This window comes from Streptomyces sp. NPDC057697, from assembly GCF_042799335.1.
Taxonomy (GTDB): Bacteria; Actinomycetota; Actinomycetes; order Streptomycetales; family Streptomycetaceae; genus Streptomyces.
The window spans coordinates 297,967-316,467 of sequence record NZ_JBHVJA010000003.1 but is presented as its reverse complement, the minus strand read 5'-3'; the positions used below and the strand labels follow the sequence as shown (position 1 = coordinate 316,467).

The window sequence follows — 18,501 nt, the reverse complement described above, 5'->3', positions numbered from 1 at the left end:
ACCCGGCCGCCCGGCCAGCCGGACACCTACCGCTCCGCCCCCGGCCGGACACCTGCCGTCCGGGGCCGGGCCCGGCTCACCAGGCCTGCGGCGGGCCTCCGTGGGGGCCGCCACCGGCCGGGCCGCCCGCCGGGGCGGCGCCGGCGCGACGACGGGCCAGCAGCGTCCACACCCCGAGCCCGAGCACCAGCACCGCACCCGTGCCGATCCCGGCCGCGCCGATCATCTTCATCCGGTCGCTCCTGGCCGCCTGCGGGCCGCTCTGTCCGCTCCGCGCCATGTCCTTGTCGTGCGAGGTGACCGAGAAGACCCCGGCGTCCCCCGCGTACGGCGAACTCCCGGCCTTCCCCTCGACCTTGACCTTGAGGGTGAGCGGAATCGGCTTGTCCCCGTACGACTTCGCGATCTTCGGGCTGAGCGACACCGACAGGTAGTACCACCCGGCGAACCGCATCGCGCTGACGCTGCTGGTCGAGTCGTAGCGGTTCTCGTACGCCACCGGAGGCAGCGGGTCCAGCGACACGGAGGCGGACTTGCCGGAGTACGACAGCGGCGACGCGGAGTCGACGCGGCCGTGCGCCGGGTTGTCCAGGGAGAGCGCGAGCGCGTTGCCGACGAACTCGTCCGAGGCGTTGCTGTTGCTCAGGTCGGCGGTGGCGAAGATCTGCTGGCCCCAGTCGACCGGCACCCGGTAGAAGAGGGTCTGCCCCGGCCTGATGCCGTCCTTCTCCTGCCACTCACCGGTCTCCAGACCGGTCGCGTCGTAGTAGCTGGTGCCGCCCGACCGCTTCTGCGGGGCGGTGGTGGGCGGCACGGGCGAGGCCGACGGCCAGTTCTCCGGTGCCTCGGTCGGCATCGAACCGGCCGCCTTCAGCTGCGGCTCCGACTCGTAGCGCAGCTCCAGATCCCACGCGCCGGTCGCCGAGGTCGGCTTGCTCTCCCGCTCGATCAGGACGTTGTACGTACCGGCGTCCTGGCAGGTGCTGCTGTCCTTCTCCATGAGCCGGTAGGCGTACGCGGCGATCGGACGCGGGAACTCCGCCGATTCGAAGCGCGCGTCCTCCGAACTGCACTGCATGTCCGTGCTGTCGCGGACACTGATCCGGATGCCGTCCCCGTAGGCGACCTGGCCGCCGCCCCCGGGCACGACCACCGCCGAGACATACGCGTTGGTCTTCGCGTCGAGGTCGAGGCGGTAGTAGAGCTTCTCGCCGGGCCTGATCGAGCTCCTGTACACCGAGCCGGGCGCGAGCGCGGACGCCTCGGTGCTGGCCTCCGAGCCGGCCACCTTCTGCGCCCCGGGGTCGAAGGCGTACGCGGGGAGCTCCCCGGCCGCGAACGCCTGGCCCGGCAGCGCCGCCGCCGCGCACATCGCCGCGACCGCGGCCAGCGCCACCCGGCCCCTGTTGCGCTGCCTCATCACGCGCTTCCCCCTCGTCGTCCGTACGGCCCGCCCGCGTGCGACACGGACCCGCGACCGTCACCACGGCGTCCGCCCCGGCAGCGGGCGCCATGCCGGTCCATCCTGCCCCGCCCGTACCACCGCTGTCTTCGACGCCGGTGGAATCGCCCTGCTCGCCCGCCTTCCCGGCAGCGGCAGAAGCCCCGCGCATCCACCCGGTCCAGCAGGCCGTTTCACTCAAGCAACGTATTTATTTGCTCGACGTGAACTCAAGAGCACAGGAGTCACGGTCCCGCAACAGCACGAAGCCCCGGCCGCTCAGCGACCGGGGCCCGCAATCAGGCTGTTCCGTCTCACACACCCGAACCTGCGGGCACGGAGTCAGTCGCCTCCGTCCACAGATCCTGCTCGGCGCGATCCGCCTGGATCTGGCGGTACACGAGGAGCCCGCCGATGGCGGCCAGTGCGACCAGGAGAAGCTTCTTCACCGCGCGACCTCGTCTTTCCTTGACGTAGGGGACTTCTGCCGCCCGACTATACACACCGGCCGATATCAACCGGTGACCTGCCCGCGGCCCAACTGGCGCCCGGGGAAGAGCGTTCGCCCGGGAACCCGTTTCCGCCCCCGGAACCCGGCCCCGGCCCGCACCCCGGAACGATCCCGTCCAGGCCGGTTGAACCATAAGAGTGGTGTTCATCCGAAGATCGGCGGATCGGTGGCGTCGGTCCACGAAATCGGGGGCCACATCCACATCATCAGAAAGGTAAGCAAACCGGACCACCCGAAAGCGAGGGGCCATGAGCACCTTCAAGCCCAAGAGCATCTGGACCGCCTTCGTCACCGCACTCTTCGCCCTGCTCGCCGCGCTGGGCCTCATGAGCACCCCGGCGACGGCCACGGAGCAGAGCGTCACGGAGCCGGCCACCACGACCCACGAACACATGGGTGCGACCGTGGCAACCGTGACCACCCCGTCGGTGCGATGGACCCTTCCGCGCGACCGGGCACTGCCGCCGACGATGAAGCAGCGCATCCGGGCCGAGGCACACGGATCCTCGCCCGCGACCCGTCACCTGCCCATCGACGCCACGGACATCACCGACACCAGGAACGCCGCCCGCACCCCCCACGGCGCCCCGGCGGGCGACGCGTCCCTCCTGCCGCCCTGAGAGCCGCTCAACTGACCTCCAGAGCCCCCGGACCGGTTCGCACCGGACGGGGGCTTCTCCGTGCGCTCCAGCGGCCCTGCCGCCTACGGCAGCCAGCGCCGCGCCGCCTCGACGCTGTCCCCCGCGCTGGTGTTGAACGCGATGGCGGCTCCGGGCGCATGGCGGCGGATCAGATTCACGGTCCGCTCGAAGAGCGGGAGCAGCACCTCGGTCTTGCGGATCCCGCCCCCGACGACGACCACGTCCCACGGACGCTCGGCCAGCGAGGCCGCGATCGCGGGCTCGGCCGCCTCGTCGAAGACGACCAGCGTCATGGCCGCGTCGATGCCGAGCTCGCCGAACCGCCTCACCTCCTCGGCGAAGGCCGTGCGCACCGCCTCCGCATCGACGGCGGGCAGTACCTGCGGGTCGTAACCGATCACAAGGACGGAAGGCATGCGGCCAACCTACTGAGGCCGGCCGGGTCCGTCAGCCGCAAATGCCGAAGGCCCCCACCGTTTCCGGTGGGGGCCTTCATGCTGTGGGGCTAACAGGATTTGAACCTGTGGCCTCATCCTTATCAGGGATGCGCTCTAACCAACTGAGCTATAGCCCCGCCGCGCTCTGCGCTGACTTCTGAAGATTAGCGCACGTCGGGGCCAGTCCCAAAATCGATACCCGGCCGGCTACTCGTCCTCGGCCAGCGTGAGCTCGATACCGCCGACAAAACCCGCCGACAGGTTGTAGATGAAGGAGCCCAGCGTCGCCAGCGCGGTCGCCAGGACCACGTCGATCACCGCGATGACCGAGGTGAAGATGAGAACCCTCGGCAGCGAAAGGAACGACTGGAGATCGAAGCCGTTGCTGTCGTTCGAACCGGTGGCCTCGCTGATCGTGCCGCCGACGGTCTCGAAGACGCCCATGGCGTCCATGACCATCCACAGCACCGCGGAGGCCACCACCGTGCAGATGCCGAGCGCGATGGACAGCAGGAAGCTGACCTTCATCACCGACCACGGATCGGCCTTGGCCACCCGCAGCCGCGCCTTGCGGGTACGCGGAGTCGTCCGCGCCCCGGTCCGCGGCCGACGGGCCGCCTGCGCGGCTCCGACGCCCTGCACACCGCCCTGCGTGCCGCCGTGCTGGCGGCCGCCCTGAGTACCGCCGGCAGGCGAGGGATACGCCTGCGGCGGGTGGTACGGCCCGCTCTGCCCCGGTGCGGGCTCGCGCTCACCGGGCAACGGCCCGGTCGCGTAGCCCTCGTACTGGGGCTGAGGCCCCCGGGTGTCCGTCACAGTGCCCCCTTGGGAGTCCGTGGCAGGGCCACGGGCACCGTTCGCCCCTGTTCCGGAGGCGGCCGAACCGGCGCCCGTGGCTCCACTCACGCTCTACTCCTCGTGCTCCCCGGCCGAAGGCGACGTGCCTTCGACATTGCCCTCGACCGTGCTCTCGGCACCCTCCGCCGTCGCGGCCTCGGCGTCCTCGGACCCCTCGACTTCTTCGGCCTCACGACCGGCTTCGGCGTTACGGGCAATACCGACGACGGCATCGCGCTTGCCCAGATTGATCAGTTGGACGCCCATGGTGTCACGGCCCGTCTCCCTGACTTCATTGACTCGCGTACGAATCACACCACCGCCGAGCGTGATGGCGAGGATCTCGTCCGTCTCCTCGACCACCAGCGCGCCGACCAGCGAGCCCCGGTCCTCCACGATCTTGGCGGCCTTGATGCCCAGACCGCCACGGCCCTGGACCCGGTACTCGTCGACGGGGGTCCGCTTCGCGTACCCGCCGTCGGTGGCAGTGAACACGAACGTACCCGGCCGGACAACATTCATCGAGAGCAGTTCGTCTCCCTCACGGAAACTCATGCCCTTGACGCCCGAAGTGGCACGGCCCATCGGGCGCAGCGCGTCGTCCGTCGCGGTGAATCTGATCGACTGGGCCTTCTTGCTGATGAGCAGCAGGTCGTCCTCGGCCGACACCAGCTCCGCGCCGATCAGCTCGTCGGCGGTGCCGTCGGCGCCGTCCGCCGTCTCCCGGAGGTTGATCGCGATGACACCGCCCGAACGCGGGGAGTCGTAGTCCTTCAGCGCGGTCTTCTTCACCAGACCGCCCTTCGTGGCCAGGATCAGATAGGGCGCGGCCTCGTAGTCGCGGATCGCCAGGATCTGGGCGATCTGCTCGTCCGGCTGGAAGGCCAGCAGGTTGGCGACGTGCTGGCCGCGGGCGTCACGGCCGGCGTCCGGGAGCTCGTAGGCCTTCGCCCGGTACACCCGGCCCTTGTTCGTGAAGAACAGCAGCCAGTGGTGCGTCGTCGACACGAAGAAGTGGTCGACGATGTCGTCTTCCTTGAGCTTCGTACCGCGCACGCCCTTGCCGCCGCGCTTCTGCGAGCGGTAGTCGTCCGTCTTCGTGCGCTTCACATAGCCGCCGCGCGAGATCGTGACGACGATGTCCTCCTCGGCGATCAGGTCCTCGATGGACATGTCACCGTCGAAAGGCACCAGCTTGGAGCGCCGGTCGTCGCCGAACTTCTCGACGATCGCCGCCAGCTCCTCGCTGACGATCTTCCGCTGCCGCTCCGGCGACACCAGGATCGCGTTGTACTCGTTGATCTTCGCCTGGAGTTCGTCGTGCTCGGCCGTGATCTTCTGGTGCTCCAGCGCGGCCAGCCGGCGCAGCTGCATCTCCAGGATCGCGTTGGCCTGGATCTCGTCGATCTCCAGCAGGCCCATCAGGCCCTCGCGCGCCACCTCGACCGTCTGGCTGCGCCGGATGAGCGCGATGACCTCGTCGATCGCGTCCAGCGCCTTGAGCAGACCGCGCAGGATGTGCGCCCGCTCCTCCGCCTTGCGCAGCCGGAACCTCGTACGCCGGACGATGACCTCGATCTGGTGCGTCACCCAGTGCCGGATGAACGCGTCGATCGAGAGGGTGCGCGGCACACCGTCGACCAGCGCCAGCATGTTGGCGCCGAAGTTGGACTGCAGGTCGGTGTGCTTGTACAGGTTGTTCAGGACGACCTTGGCGACCGCGTCCCGCTTCAGCACGACGACCAGACGCTGACCGGTGCGCGAGGACGTCTCGTCCCGGACGTCCGCGATCCCGCCGATCTTGCCGTCCTTCACCAGGTCGGCGATCTTCTGCGCGAGGTTGTCGGGGTTGGTCTGGTACGGAAGCTCCGTGACGACCAGGCACTGCCGGTTCTGGATCTCCTCGACCGCGACGACCGCGCGCATCGTGATCGAACCGCGGCCCGTCCGGTACGCCTCCTCGATGCCCTTGCGGCCCACGACGAGCGCGCCGGTCGGGAAGTCCGGACCCTTGATCCGCTCCATCAGCGCGTCCAGGAGCTCCTCCTGAGAGGCCTCCGGGTGTTCCAGGTACCACTGCGCGCCGGCCGCGACCTCGCGCAGGTTGTGCGGCGGGATGTTGGTCGCCATACCGACCGCGATCCCCGCCGAACCGTTGACCAGCAGGTTCGGGAACCGCGCCGGCAGGACCGTCGGCTCCTGGTTGCGGCCGTCGTAGTTGTCCTGGAAGTCGACGGTCTCCTCGTCGATGTCCCGGACCATCTCCATGGACAGCGGCATCATCTTGCACTCGGTGTACCGCATGGCGGCGGCCGGGTCGTTGCCCGGAGAACCGAAGTTGCCGTTGGAGTCCACCAGCGGCATGCGCATCGACCACGGCTGCGCCAGGCGCACCAGGGCGTCGTAGATCGACGAGTCACCGTGCGGGTGGTACGTACCCATGACGTCACCGACGACGCGGGCGCACTTGTAGAAGCCCTTCTCGGGCCGGTAGCCGCCGTCGTACATCGCGTACAGCACCCGGCGGTGCACGGGCTTGAGACCGTCCCGTACGTCCGGCAGCGCACGCGAGACGATGACGGACATCGCGTAGTCGAGGTAGGAGCGCTGCATCTCCGTTTCGAGCCCGACGGGCTCGACACGCATGCCCACACCGGCGGTGGGGTCCTCTTCAGGTGTCACAGGGGTGTTCTCGTCGGCCATTGCTGGTCAAAGTCCTTTCGAGCGGCGGCTTGCTGGTTCGGCCGACTCAGATGTCGAGGAAGCGGACGTCCTTGGCATTGCGCTGGATGAACGAGCGCCGCGCCTCGACGTCCTCGCCCATCAGCACCGAGAAGAGGTCGTCGGCCTGCGCCGCGTCGTCCAGCGTGACCTGGCCGAGGACCCGGTGGTCGACGTCCATCGTGGTGACGCGCAGCTCCTCGGCGTTCATCTCGCCGAGACCCTTGAAGCGCTGGATCGAGTCTTCCTTGATCCGCTTGCCGTTCTGCTTGCCCAGCTCGACCAGGGCGTCGCGCTCGCGGTCCGAGTAGGCGTACTCGAAGTCGTCCCGGCCCCACTTGATCTTGTAGAGCGGCGGGCGGGAGAGGTAGACGTGCCCGGCCTCGACCAGCGGACGCATGAAGCGGAAGAGGAACGTCAGCAGCAGGGTGTTGATGTGCTGACCGTCGACGTCGGCGTCCGCCATCAGAATGATCTTGTGATAGCGCAGCTTCTCGATGTCGAAGTCCTCGTGGACCCCGGTACCGAAGGCCGAGATCAGCGCCTGGACCTCGGTGTTCTGAAGGATCTTGTCGACCCGGGCCTTCTCGACGTTCAGGATCTTGCCTCGGATCGGCAGGATCGCCTGGTACATCGGGTTGCGGCCGGACTTCGCCGAACCACCGGCGGAGTCACCCTCGACGATGAAGATCTCGCACTTCGTCGGGTCGTTGGACTGGCAGTCGCTCAGCTTGCCCGGCAGCGAGGCGCTCTCCAGGAGCCCCTTGCGACGGGTCAGATCACGCGCCTTGCGGGCCGCGACGCGGGCCGTGGCCGCCGCGATGCCCTTGCGGATGATGTCGGCGGCCTCGTTCGGATTGCGGTCGAACCAGTCCGTGAGCTGCTCGTGGACGACCTTCTGGACGAAGGTCTTGGCCTCCGTGTTGCCCAGCTTGGTCTTCGTCTGGCCCTCGAACTGCGGCTCGCCCAGCTTCACCGAGATGATCGCCGTCAGCCCCTCGCGGATGTCGTCGCCCGTGAGGTTGTCGTCCTTCTCGCGCAGCAGCTTCTTCTCGCGCGCGTACTTGTTGACCAGCGTGGTCAGCGCGGCGCGGAAGCCCTCCTCGTGGGTACCGCCCTCGTGCGTGTGGATCGTGTTCGCGAAGGAGTAGACGCCCTCGCTGTACTGCGTGTTCCACTGCATCGCGATCTCGGCCGAGAGGAGGCGCTCCTTGTCCTCGGCCTCGATGTCGATCACCGACTGGTGGATGACATCGCCCTTGCGGGAGTTGAGGTACTTCACGAAGTCGACGATGCCGCCCTCGTAGTGGTACGTGACCGTGCGGGCCTGCTCCGCCTCGGCGATCTCGGCCACCTCGGCGACGTCCGCGCCCGCCGTCGCCTTCGCCGACTCGCGCTCGTCGGTGAGCTTGATCGTCAGACCCTTGTTGAGGAACGCCATCTCCTGGAAGCGGCGCGACAGGGTCTCGAAGGAGTACTCGGTGGTCTCGAAGATGCCCCCGTCGGCCCAGAACGTGACGGAGGTGCCCGTCTCGTCCGTGGCCTCGTTGCGGGCCAGCGAGGCGGTCGGGACGCCGAACTTGTAGTCCTGGGTCCAGCGGTGGCCGTCCGTCTTCACCTCGACGGCGACCCGCGTGGACAGCGCGTTGACCACGGACACACCGACGCCGTGCAGACCGCCGGAGACGGCGTAGCCGCCGCCGCCGAACTTGCCGCCCGCGTGCAGGACGGTGAGCACGACCTCGACGGCCGGCTTGCCTTCGGACGGCACGATGCCGACCGGGATGCCGCGGCCGTTGTCGATCACGCGGACCCCGCCGTCGGCGAGGATCGTGACGTCGATCGTGTCCGCGTGTCCGGCCAGGGCCTCGTCGACCGAGTTGTCGACGACCTCGTACACCAGGTGGTGGAGGCCGCGCTCACCGGTCGAACCGATGTACATGCCAGGTCGCTTGCGGACCGCGTCCAGACCCTCCAGGACGGTGATCGCGTTGGCGTCGTACGAGGCGGGGACCTCGGCGGCGCCCACGGCCTCACCTGCGGCGAGAGCGTCGGGGCTCTCACCGGGTGTGGACGGAGTGTTCTCGTTGGGGTTGCCGGAATCGGCCACGAAGCGCCCTTTCTGGCACAGCACAGGCCGTTCTCCGGGCAAACGGGAGCGGCTGCGTCGTTCGGCTTGTAATCGACGACTCCCGCCAAGGTGCGGGATTGTCCACCAGTCTACCGGTAGCGCTGACATGAATGGGGGTTTGCCGGTACCTGAGTACGCATGTGCCGCCCTGAATGAGCGGCTGACGACTCCCCATATTCAGGAAGGGCTCTCAGGAGGCTCACGCGGGCCTTGAGCGCTTCGGCCTGTCAACCTCCCGCTACCGTGAGGGACGCCCCATTCTCAGCGCGTGGCCTCAACCACCGCATACCCGCACAACCCGGATCCGACGGACAGCGCCCTCCATGGCCGCCACCGGTCCCCCGGGGAGCCCCGTCCGGCCACGGAACGGGGTCCCGCACAGCGTCGCGGAGCCGCGGCGGGCCACCCCAGGCACCGCCCATGACCAGGAAAAGCCCAGGTCAGCCGTAGGTGTCGCCGGGGCCCATGCTTCCCGGCGCCCGCAGCGGACCGAACCTGCGCTGCGGACCACCGGGCCCCAGCACCTTGATGAAACGCACCGTGCCCTGCCCCAGATCCGCGTTCAGCCGGGCCACCAGCTGAGGCGCCAGCAGCCGCATCTGCGTCGCCCATGCCGTCGATTCGCACTGGATCGTCAGCACCCGCTCGTCCGGATCGTCGTCGTACCGCAGCGGCACACAATGATTGGCCAGATCTTCACCGACGATCTGCGGCCAGCGCCCCATCACCCCGCCCACCGCGGCCGGGGTCTCCCAGCCCCGTTCGGTGATCAGCCGGTTGATCGCGGAGCCCAGCGACAGCGGGTCACGCCCATCGGCCCGCGCGCCCGACCGCAGCCCGCCGCCCCGCCTGGCCTGCTTCCTCTGCTGCGCGGCGGCACCACGGGCCCGCGCCTGCTCCTTGGCCGCGCGCAGCGCCACCCGGGCCAGGTCGACCCCCGAGGGCTCCGGGGCCTTTTCCTCGCCGGCTTCCTCGCCGTGGCCGCTCACAGCCGCTCCACCTCGCCCGCGGAGACCGCGTACCGCACGCCCGCCAGCACCCCGGGGACGTCGTCCTCCACCGCGGCGGTCACCAGCACCTGCTCGCCCGGGGCCACCAGCTCGGCCAGCCGTTCCCGGCGCCGCGCGTCCAGCTCCGCGAAGACGTCGTCCAGCACCAGCACCGGCTCATTGCCCTCGCCGCGCAGCAACTCGTACGAGGCCAGCCGCAGCGCCAGCGCGTACGACCAGGACTCGCCGTGGCTCGCGTACCCCTTGGCCGGCATCCCCCGCAGCCCCAGCAGCAGATCGTCACGGTGCGGGCCGACCAGCGTCACGCCCCGCTCGATCTCCTGCTTGCGGACCTCCGCCAGGGCCGCGATCAGCCGCTCGTACAGCTCCTCGCGGGAACCGGCGGACGCCGCGTCCGCCCCGATCGAGCTGCGGTACTCCAGGGCCAGCGGGCCGCCGCCCGGCGCGACGTCCCCGTACGCCTTGTCCGCCAGCGGTTGCAGGGCCGCGATCAGGTCCAGCCGCTGTGCCAGCAGCTCCGCGCCCACCCGGCCCAGGTGCTGGTCCCACACATCGAGCGTGGAGAGGTCCATCGACCTGCCGCCGTGCCTGCGCGCCATCGCCGCCGACTTCAGCAGGGTGTTGCGCTGCTTCAGCACCCGCTCGTAGTCCGAGCGCACCGCCGCCATCCGCGGTGAGCGGGCCGTGATCAGCTCGTCGAGGAAGCGGCGGCGCTCGCCGGGGTCGCCCTTGACCAGCGCCAGGTCCTCCGGCGCGAACAGCACCGTGCGTACTATCCCGAGCACGTCTCGCGGCCTGACCTGCGACGATCGGTTGATCCGCGCCCGGTTGGCCTTGCCGGGGTTGAGCTCCAGCTCGATCAGCTGCGAGCGCTCGCCCTGTGTCACTGCGGCGCGGACCACGGCCCGCTCCGCGCCCATCCGCACCAGCGGCGCGTCGGAGGAGACCCGGTGACTGCCGAGCGTCGCGAGATAGCCGACCGCCTCCACCAGATTCGTCTTGCCCTGGCCGTTGGCCCCCACGAACGCGGTGACGCCCGGTTCGAGAGGTACCTCGACCCGGGCGTACGAGCGGAAGTCGGCCAGCGAGAGATGCGTGACATGCATGGGTGTACGCCGACCTTCCCGGCTTCCTGCTCCGTGCTTCGTGGGACGGACCGGACGTCGGGGCCCGGTCCGCCTCCCGTTGCGGTTACTTCTTGTTCTCGACCGCGTGGCCACCGAACTGGTTGCGCAGCGCGGCGATCATCTTCATCTGCGGGGAGTCGTCCTGGCGCGAGGCGAAACGCGCGAAGAGCGACGCGGTGATCGCGGGCAGCGGCACGGCGTTGTCGATCGCGGCCTCCACCGTCCACCGGCCCTCGCCGGAGTCGGCGGCGTAGCCGCGGAGCTTGTCGAGGTGCTCGTCGTCGTCCAGCGCGTTGACCGCCAGGTCGAGCAGCCAGGAGCGGATGACCGTGCCCTCCTGCCAGGAGCGGAAGACCTCGCGCACATCGGTGACGGAGTCGACCTTCTCCAGGAGCTCCCAGCCCTCGGCGTAGGCCTGCATCATGGCGTACTCGATGCCGTTGTGGACCATCTTCGCGAAGTGGCCGGCGCCGACCTTGCCCGCGTGCACGGAACCGAAGTCGCCCTCGGGCTTCAGCGCGTCGAAGACCGGCTGGACCTTCGCCACGTTCTCGGCGTCGCCGCCGTACATCAGCGCGTAGCCGTTCTCCAGGCCCCAGACACCGCCGGAGACGCCGCAGTCCACGAAGCCGATGCCCTTGATGCCCAGCTCGACGGCGTGCTTCTCGTCGTCGGTCCAGCGGGAGTTCCCGCCGTCGACGACGATGTCGCCGGGCGAGAGGAGACCGGCGAGCTCGTCGATCGTGGCCTGGGTCGGGGCACCGGCCGGAACCATCACCCAGACGACCCGGGGACCCTTCAGCTTGCCCACGAGCTCTTCGAGGCTGTGGACATCGGAGACGTCCGGGTTGCGGTCGTAACCGATGACGGTGTGGCCTGCGCGGCGGATGCGCTCGCGCATGTTGCCGCCCATCTTGCCGAGGCCGACGAGACCGATCTCCATCAGAGATTCCTTAAGCGTTGTGCCGATTCGTACCCAAGGACGAGCCTACGCCCGGCCGGGGACGGACCGGCGGGCGTGCCCGGCACCGGTCACGCCCGCCGGGGTCCGCCGTGACCGGACCGAGGACCGGATCAGCCGGAGAGGCGGACCGGCATGATCAGGTACTTGTACGCGTCGTCCGCCTCGGCGTCCACGGCCGGGCGGCCGCTGAGCAGCGCGGGCTTGGTGGACGTCGTGAAGGAGAGCTGGGCGACCGGGGAGTCGATCGCGCTCAGCCCGTCCAACAGGAAGGTGGGGTTGAAGGCGATCGAGATGTCGTCGCCCTCCAGCACCGCGTCGACCCTCTCCACAGCCTGTGCGTCGTCGCTGGAACCCGCCTCAAGGATCAGGACGCCCTGCTCGAAGCTGAGCCGGACCGGGGTGTTCCGCTCGGCGACGAGGGCCACACGCTTGACGGCCTCGACGAACGGCGCGGTCTCGATGACCGCGACCGAGTTGAACTCCGTCGGGAAGAGGGTGCGGTACTTCGGCAGATCGCCTTCGAGCAGTCGCGTGGTCGTGCGTCGGCCCGCGCCCTCGAAACCGATCAGCCCCTCTCCGGCACCCGAGCCGGACAGCGCCAGGGTGACCGTGTCACCGCTGGTCAGGGCCTTGGCGGTGTCCAGGAGCGTCTTGGCCGGCACCAGGGCGACGGCCGAGGCGTCCGGGTTCTCCGGCTTCCAGAGGAACTCGCGGACCGCGAAGCGGTAGCGGTCGGTCGAGGCCAGGGTGACCGTGTCGCCCTCGATCTCGATCCGTACACCGGTCAGCACCGGCAGCGTGTCGTCGCGGCCCGCGGCGATGGCGACCTGGGCGGCGGCGGAGGCGAAGACCTCGCCGGGGACCGTGCCGGTCGCGGTCGGCATCTCGGGAAGGGCGGGGTACTCCTCCACAGGAAGGGTGTGGAGGGTGAACCGCGAGGAGCCGCAGACCACGGTCGCCCGTACACCGTCTGTGGAAATCTCCACCGGGCGGTTGGGGAGGGCGCGGCAGATGTCGGCGAGCAGCCGGCCGGAGACCAGCACCGTGCCGTCCTCCTCGACCTCCGCGTCCACCGAGACCCGGGCCGAGACCTCGTAGTCGAAGCTGGAGAAACTGAGGGCCCCGTCCTCAGCCTTCAGCAGAAGGCCCGCAAGAACGGGCGCCGGCGGACGGGCCGGGAGGCTACGGGCCACCCAGGCCACAGCCTCCGCGAGTACATCGCGCTCCACCCGGATCTTCACCGGAACCGCCTCCTGCTGTTGCTCGCTCGCCCTGCTGGCCTTCGTCGTCTGATCGGGTCTTCCACCACTGGGGCAGGAAGGACGCCGGGGACCAGTCTGACGTACGGCACCGACACTCGGTGCTGCTCGGGGTCAAGTCGCGACGAGAGGTTCGGAGCGCTCCGGCGCCGAGTTGTGCACAGGCCCCACTTCGAAGCGGATTCCGGGCTAACTCTAGGTGGCAGTAGTAGTAGGGCCTGTGGAAACCGTGGATAACGTCGTTTCCGCAGGTCAGTCCCGGTTTTTTGTCCACCGACCCTGTGGGTGGCACCGGTGGACAACACGGCGCTTCTGTGGACACGCGAAAGTTCTGCACACCCGATGCACAGGGCAGGGGGGTTTCTCCCCAGGGCTGTCCCCAGCTTTACCCAGGTTCCCCACAGCCCAACCAGCCCTCTTGGTGTGACGCCTTTCACTCGGCGTGGTGAAAGGCGGTGGCGCGTTGCCGAACAGTGGACAGAGATGTGGAGAAGCTCCCCCGAGCTGGGGACAACCGGGCTCGACCTGTGGGCTGCCAGTGGACAACATCATCCGCGCCCTGTGGACGAATATTTTGTCCACAGGCTGTGGATCACTGTTGACCACAAATCCCCAGGCCCTTGACCTGGCCTGATGGAGTATCGGCAGTTGCCCCTGTGGAAGCAATATGGACAACTTCCCGATCCCCAGGCTGTGGAGGGAAAAAACTCCCCAGATCTGTGGAGAACGGCAGGTCAGCGGCAGGTATTCGAACACCGGGGTGGCACCGGAGCGTTGGTGGCGGGCCATGGGGCGGCGGCGCAACGGGCCCGGAGGCGGTTCGAAGGGCGTCGGGACGGGTCCGGGAGGGGGCGACGAGGGGACGCGAAGGGTCTGAGAGGGGTCCGCGAGGGACCTATGAGGGGCTTACGAGGGGCCTGAGCGTGGGCGGCGAACCGCTCGCGAGCCCTCCGCGAACGCCCCCGCCCGGCTTCCGGACCGTCCCCGGGCCGTCCTCCATATACGGCTTCCGGGCCTTCCCCGCCCGGCTTCCGGGCAGCGAAAAGGGCGCCCGAGGAGCCCTGTGGGCCCTTCGAGCGCCCCTGGGCGCTTACGACGGCGGTCCGTCAGCCGTTCTTGATGCGGTTGGTGAGCTCGGTGACCTGGTTGTAGATGGAGCGCCGCTCCGCCATCAGCGCGCGGATCTTCCGGTCCGCGTGCATCACCGTCGTATGGTCGCGCCCGCCGAACTGCGCACCGATCTTGGGCAGCGAGAGATCGGTGAGCTCCCGGCACAGGTACATGGCGATCTGCCGGGCCGTCACCAGCACACGGCTGCGCGAGGTTCCGCAGAGATCGTCCACCGTGAGACCGAAGTAGTCCGCGGTCGAGGCCATGATGGCCGACGCCGTGATCTCCGGGGCCGAGTCCTCGCCCCCGGGGATCAGGTCCTTCAGCACGTGCTCGGTCAGCCCGAGGTCCACCGGCTGCCGGTTGAGACTGGCGAAGGCCGTGACCCGGATCAGCGCCCCCTCCAGCTCCCTGATGTTCCGGGAGATCCGGGAGGCGATGAACTCCAGCACCTCCGGCGGGGCGTTGAGCTGCTCCTGTACCGCCTTCTTACGGAGGATCGCGATACGCGTCTCCAGCTCCGGCGGCTGGACATCGGTGGTCAGACCCCACTCGAAACGGTTCCGCAGCCGGTCCTCCAGCGTCACCAGCTGCTTGGGCGGCCGGTCGGAGGACAGCACGATCTGCTTGTTGGCGTTGTGCAGCGTATTGAAGGTGTGGAAGAACTCCTCCTGCGTCGACTCCTTGCTCGCCAGGAACTGGATGTCGTCGACGAGCAGGATGTCCACGTCCCGGTAGCGCTTGCGGAAGGTGTCGCCCTTGCCGTCGCGGATCGAGTTGATGAACTCGTTGGTGAACTCCTCGGAGCTCACGTACCGCACCCGGGTGCCCGGGTAGAGGCTCCGGGCGTAGTGCCCGATGGCGTGCAGCAGGTGGGTCTTGCCGAGCCCGGACTCCCCGTAGATGAAGAGCGGGTTGTACGCCTTGGCGGGGGCCTCGGCGACCGCGACCGCCGCGGCGTGCGCGAACCGGTTGGACGCGCCGATGACGAACGTGTCGAAGAGGTACTTCGGGTTCAGCCGGGCCGCCGGTTCGCCGGGGCCGGGCGTGGGCGCGGGCTGCGAGCCCATCGGGCCGGGAGCCCCGCCGGGCCGCCCGGTGCCGGCGCCGCCCTGCCGGTGCTGCGGCTGGGATTCCGGCATGTCGCGGTGGTCGGCGCGCTGCTGCTCGTACCCCTGGCGCTCGGGCGGCTGCGGGCGGTAGTCGTGCTGCGGCGGCTGGGGGCGGCCGGTGGCGTACGGCTCGCGCCACTGCTCCGCGGGAGCCTCGCGGTCCTGGAATCCGCCGAGGCGGGGCTGCTGCCAGGAGAGGTCCTCCTGGGTGCGCGGCCACGCGCCGGGGTCGGGGCGCTGCTGCTGGTAGTCGGGGTAGGCGGGCCGGGCGGTCGGCATCCCGTCGTCGGCGGGCCGGTGCCCGTAGCCGTCGTACGCGTCGTTGTGCTGCCGTTCGTCGTGCTGCGGTCCCTGGTAGCGGTGCTGCTGAGGCTGCTGGGACTGGTGCATCGGAGGCGCGGGCGGGCTCGGAGGCTCGCCCGCGGAGTCGTCGACGGTGATCGCGATGCGGATCGGGCGGCCGCATTCGCGGCTCAGCGTCTCGCTGATGAGCGGCGCGAGCCGGCCCTCCAGGACGCGCTTGCCCCATTCATTGGGGACCGCGAGCAGCGCGGTGTCGGCGACCAGGGCGAGCGGCTGACAGCGCTCGATCCACTGTTTGTCCTTCGGCTCGATGCCCTGTTGGCCCTCCCCGAGGAGTTGCTCCAGCACTCGTGGCCACACTGCGGCAAGATCGGCAGGTACGTCAGCCACAGGGCACGCTCTCTCGCAGGTCCCACGAATGTGTGGTTCTCGGGACGGGACGGGTGGGGACCGGCAGGCAGGAAGAAAAGACCGGAACTCAGCCACGGTAGTCAGGGCGACCCGCGTGGTTCAAGTTGTTGTCCACAGCCTGTGCACAGTGGAGGGTGCTGGAGGGCTGGTTTGACCGGATGGCGTAGCCGCGCGTACCGTGACCAGGTCGAGTTGTCGATGGCTGCTGCCGCCTGCCTCCGATGGGCAAAGATCACGATCTGTGATTGTGAAGCGGTGCACTAGAGCGTTTACGCGAGTCTCTCGTGGGCGCACGGTGACAGCCAGGCGATGTCCCGCCAACACACGAGTCATTTCTGGAGCCCCCTAGTGAGCAAGCGCACCTTCCAGCCGAACAACCGTCGTCGCGCAAAGACCCACGGCTTCCGGCTGCGTATGCGCACCCGTGCCGGCCGCGCGATTCTCGCGTCCCGCCGTGGCAAGGGTCGCGCCAACCTGTCCGCCTGATCGCTTACAGGTCATGACGTGCTGCCTACCGAGAATCGGCTGAGGCGGCGCGAGGACTTCGCGACCGCAGTACGTCGAGGACGCCGGGCCGGCCGCCCGCTACTCGTCGTTCATCTACGCAGCGGTGCAACGGACCCGCACGTGACTGGGGAGAATGCTCCCCCGCCGCGTGCGGGTTTCGTTGTCAGCAAAGCCGTGGGTGGAGCGGTCGTCCGCACAGCGGTGAAGCGGAGGCTTCGCCATCTGGTCCGCGAACGGCTTGCCCTGCTGCCCCCCGGTAGCCTGGTTGTCGTACGAGCGCTGCCCGGATCGGGCGACGCCGACCATGAACAGCTGGCCCGAGACCTGGACGCCGCTCTGCAGCGGCTGCTGGGAGGGGGCGCGCGATGAAGTACCCGCTGCTGGCTCTGATCAAGCTGTATCAGTGGACGATCAGCCCACTTCTCGGGCCTGTCTGCCGTTACTACCCGTCGTGTTCCCACTATGGATATACGGCGATCGACCGGCACGGAGCGATCAAGGGAACCGCGCTGACCGCCTGGCGCATCCTGCGGTGCAATCCGTGGTCACCCGGTGGCGTGGATTACGTTCCACCACGCAAACGTCCGCGTTGGCATGAACTCCTGCGTAATGCCATACGCGGTGGCAAGGGCGGGGACTCCGCCGCTGATGCGTCTGGCCGGGGATCGGTCTCCGAACCCCCGGGTCAGGCCGCAGAGACTTCGCCCAATGCTCAAGGAGCCTGATTAGTGGACACGATTGCCAGTCTGTTCAGCTTTATCACCTGGCCCGTCTCATGGGTCATCGTCCAGTTCCACAAGTTGTACGGGGCGATCTTCGGGGCCGACACGGGCTGGGCCTGGGGCCTGTCCATCGTGTCCCTGGTGGTGCTGATCCGGATCTGCCTGATCCCGCTGTTCGTCAAGCAGATCAAGTCGACCCGCAACATGCAGGTGCTCCAGCCGAAGATGAAGGCGATCCAGGAGCGCTACAAGAGCGACAAGCAGCGTCAGTCCGAAGAGATGATGAAGCTGTACAAGGAGACGGGCACCAACCCGCTCTCCTCGTGCCTTCCCATCCTGGCGCAGTCTCCGTTCTTCTTCGCCCTGTACCACGTGCTGTCGGCCATCGCCTCGAACAAGAAGATCGGCGTCATCGACCAGTCGCTGCTCGACAGCGCCCGTCAGGCCCACATCTTCGGTGCTCCGCTCGCCGCCAAGTTCATGAACTCCCCGGCGGAGGTCAGTGCTCTCGGCGCCTCCCTCACCGACGTCCGGGTCGTCACCGCGGTCATGATCGTGATGATGTCGGCCTCCCAGTTCTTCACCCAGCGCCAGCTGATGACGAAGAACGTCGACCTGACGGTCAAGACGCCGTACATGCAGCAGCAGAAGATGCTGATGTACATCTTCCCGGTGATCTTCGCCGTCATGGGCATCAACTTCCCCGTCGGTGTCCTCGTCTACTGGCTGACCACCAACGTCTGGACCATGGGTCAGCAGATGTACGTGATCAACCAGAACCCCACCCCGGGCAGCAAGGCGCAGGACCAGTACCTGACCCGTCTGCTGAAGAGCGTCACCGCCCACGGCGAGGTACGCGGCCGGACCCGGCGCAACACCGTCAAGCGGATCGTGGCCAAGGGCCCGGACCGCAATGACATCGAGCGGAAGTTCGTCACCGGACTGGCCAAGCTCGGTCTCGCTCCGCAGGAGGACGGCTCGGTGGCGAAGAGCGACACCGCCGCCGCGGAGGCCGAGGGCGGAGCCGCGCAGCGGCGACAGCAGCCCAAGCGCCAGACCAAGGCCCAGCGCCAGACCGGTACCGCGCAGGCGGGCGGCAAGGACGCCGAGTCCACCGAGTCGGGTGCCAAGACCTCCCTGCAGAAGCAGGACGACAAGCCCAAGCCGGCGGGCAAGCCCGCGTCCGGCTCCTCACGCCAAGCCAAGTCCGGACAGCGCAAGGGCCCGCAGCGGCCCAAGCACCCGTCCAAGAAGTAA

The 18,501-nt window shown here is 68.7% G+C and carries 16 protein-coding genes and 1 tRNA gene; 5 read left to right on the top strand and 12 right to left on the bottom strand.

What is annotated here, in order from left to right:
- Positions 1-76: 76 nt before the first annotated feature.
- Together ACFVFH_RS11205 and ACFVFH_RS11200 are read right to left on the bottom strand one after the other, a co-directional pair.
- Positions 77-1,420 carry a hypothetical protein gene (locus ACFVFH_RS11205; RefSeq protein ID WP_383765979.1) on the bottom strand — a complete coding sequence of 448 codons (1,344 nt, stop codon included), beginning with the start codon at positions 1,418-1,420 and terminating at the stop codon, positions 77-79.
- A gap of 335 nt (positions 1,421-1,755) precedes the next feature.
- A complete protein-coding gene (locus ACFVFH_RS11200) occupies positions 1,756-1,890 on the bottom strand; it encodes a DLW-39 family protein (RefSeq protein ID WP_003958712.1) in 135 nt (44 codons plus the stop codon).
- A 310-nt stretch (positions 1,891-2,200) separates the two neighbouring features.
- Here ACFVFH_RS11200 and ACFVFH_RS11195 point away from each other — a divergent pair, with 310 nt between their 5' ends.
- Positions 2,201-2,572 (top strand): DUF6344 domain-containing protein, encoded by a 372-nt coding sequence (locus ACFVFH_RS11195; protein ID WP_383765978.1) that lies wholly within the window; start codon positions 2,201-2,203, stop codon positions 2,570-2,572.
- Between the two features lie 83 nt (positions 2,573-2,655).
- On the opposite strand, the gene ACFVFH_RS11190 is transcribed toward ACFVFH_RS11195, so the two are convergent.
- The 10 genes from ACFVFH_RS11190 to dnaA all read right to left on the bottom strand — a co-directional run bounded on the left by ACFVFH_RS11190 (position 2,656) and on the right by dnaA (position 15,994).
- Positions 2,656-3,009: a hypothetical protein gene (locus tag ACFVFH_RS11190; protein ID WP_383765977.1), complete on the bottom strand. Its 354-nt coding sequence runs from the start codon at positions 3,007-3,009 to the stop codon at positions 2,656-2,658.
- Positions 3,010-3,093: 84 nt separating this feature from the next.
- A tRNA-Ile gene (locus tag ACFVFH_RS11185) sits at positions 3,094-3,167 on the bottom strand.
- 70 nt (positions 3,168-3,237) lie between these two features.
- Positions 3,238-3,846 (bottom strand): DUF3566 domain-containing protein, encoded by a 609-nt coding sequence (locus ACFVFH_RS11180; RefSeq protein WP_383765975.1) that lies wholly within the window; start codon positions 3,844-3,846, stop codon positions 3,238-3,240.
- Positions 3,847-3,939: 93 nt separating this feature from the next.
- Positions 3,940-6,570, bottom strand: coding sequence for a DNA gyrase subunit A (gyrA, locus tag ACFVFH_RS11175; RefSeq protein WP_383765973.1), 2,631 nt, complete (start codon positions 6,568-6,570; stop codon positions 3,940-3,942).
- Between the two features lie 46 nt (positions 6,571-6,616).
- Positions 6,617-8,722, bottom strand: a complete 2,106-nt coding sequence (gene gyrB / locus ACFVFH_RS11170; RefSeq protein ID WP_383765971.1) for a DNA topoisomerase (ATP-hydrolyzing) subunit B — start codon at positions 8,720-8,722, stop codon at positions 6,617-6,619.
- Between the two features lie 437 nt (positions 8,723-9,159).
- Positions 9,160-9,708 carry a DUF721 domain-containing protein gene (locus ACFVFH_RS11165; RefSeq protein WP_383765970.1) on the bottom strand — a complete coding sequence of 183 codons (549 nt, stop codon included), beginning with the start codon at positions 9,706-9,708 and terminating at the stop codon, positions 9,160-9,162.
- Positions 9,705-10,835 (bottom strand): DNA replication/repair protein RecF, encoded by a 1,131-nt coding sequence (gene recF / locus ACFVFH_RS11160; RefSeq protein ID WP_383765968.1) that lies wholly within the window; start codon positions 10,833-10,835, stop codon positions 9,705-9,707. The genes ACFVFH_RS11165 and recF overlap by 4 nt, the downstream gene beginning before the upstream one ends.
- Before the next feature lie 85 nt (positions 10,836-10,920).
- The gene (gene gnd / locus ACFVFH_RS11155) at positions 10,921-11,799 is read right to left on the bottom strand and encodes a phosphogluconate dehydrogenase (NAD(+)-dependent, decarboxylating) (protein ID WP_383765966.1); all 879 of its coding nucleotides are present in this window, start codon (positions 11,797-11,799) and stop codon (positions 10,921-10,923) included.
- Between the two features lie 131 nt (positions 11,800-11,930).
- Positions 11,931-13,061: a DNA polymerase III subunit beta gene (gene dnaN / locus ACFVFH_RS11150; protein ID WP_072487582.1), complete on the bottom strand. Its 1,131-nt coding sequence runs from the start codon at positions 13,059-13,061 to the stop codon at positions 11,931-11,933.
- Between the two features lie 1,124 nt (positions 13,062-14,185).
- Positions 14,186-15,994: a chromosomal replication initiator protein DnaA gene (gene dnaA, locus ACFVFH_RS11145; RefSeq protein WP_383765964.1), complete on the bottom strand. Its 1,809-nt coding sequence runs from the start codon at positions 15,992-15,994 to the stop codon at positions 14,186-14,188.
- A 369-nt stretch (positions 15,995-16,363) separates the two neighbouring features.
- On the opposite strand from dnaA, the gene rpmH reads away from it, so the two are divergent.
- From rpmH to yidC, 4 genes are read left to right on the top strand one after another with little or no spacing between them, the layout of a single operon-like run.
- Positions 16,364-16,501, top strand: a complete 138-nt coding sequence (gene rpmH, locus ACFVFH_RS11140) for a 50S ribosomal protein L34 (RefSeq protein ID WP_030930485.1) — start codon at positions 16,364-16,366, stop codon at positions 16,499-16,501.
- A gap of 18 nt (positions 16,502-16,519) precedes the next feature.
- Complete coding sequence (gene rnpA / locus ACFVFH_RS11135) at positions 16,520-16,891, top strand: ribonuclease P protein component (protein ID WP_093548109.1); 372 nt, start codon at positions 16,520-16,522, stop codon at positions 16,889-16,891.
- Positions 16,888-17,247 carry a membrane protein insertion efficiency factor YidD gene (gene yidD / locus ACFVFH_RS11130; protein ID WP_383765963.1) on the top strand — a complete coding sequence of 120 codons (360 nt, stop codon included), beginning with the start codon at positions 16,888-16,890 and terminating at the stop codon, positions 17,245-17,247. Before rnpA ends, yidD begins: the two co-directional genes overlap by 4 nt.
- A 3-nt stretch (positions 17,248-17,250) precedes the next feature.
- Positions 17,251-18,501, top strand: a complete 1,251-nt coding sequence (gene yidC / locus ACFVFH_RS11125) for a membrane protein insertase YidC (protein ID WP_383765961.1) — start codon at positions 17,251-17,253, stop codon at positions 18,499-18,501.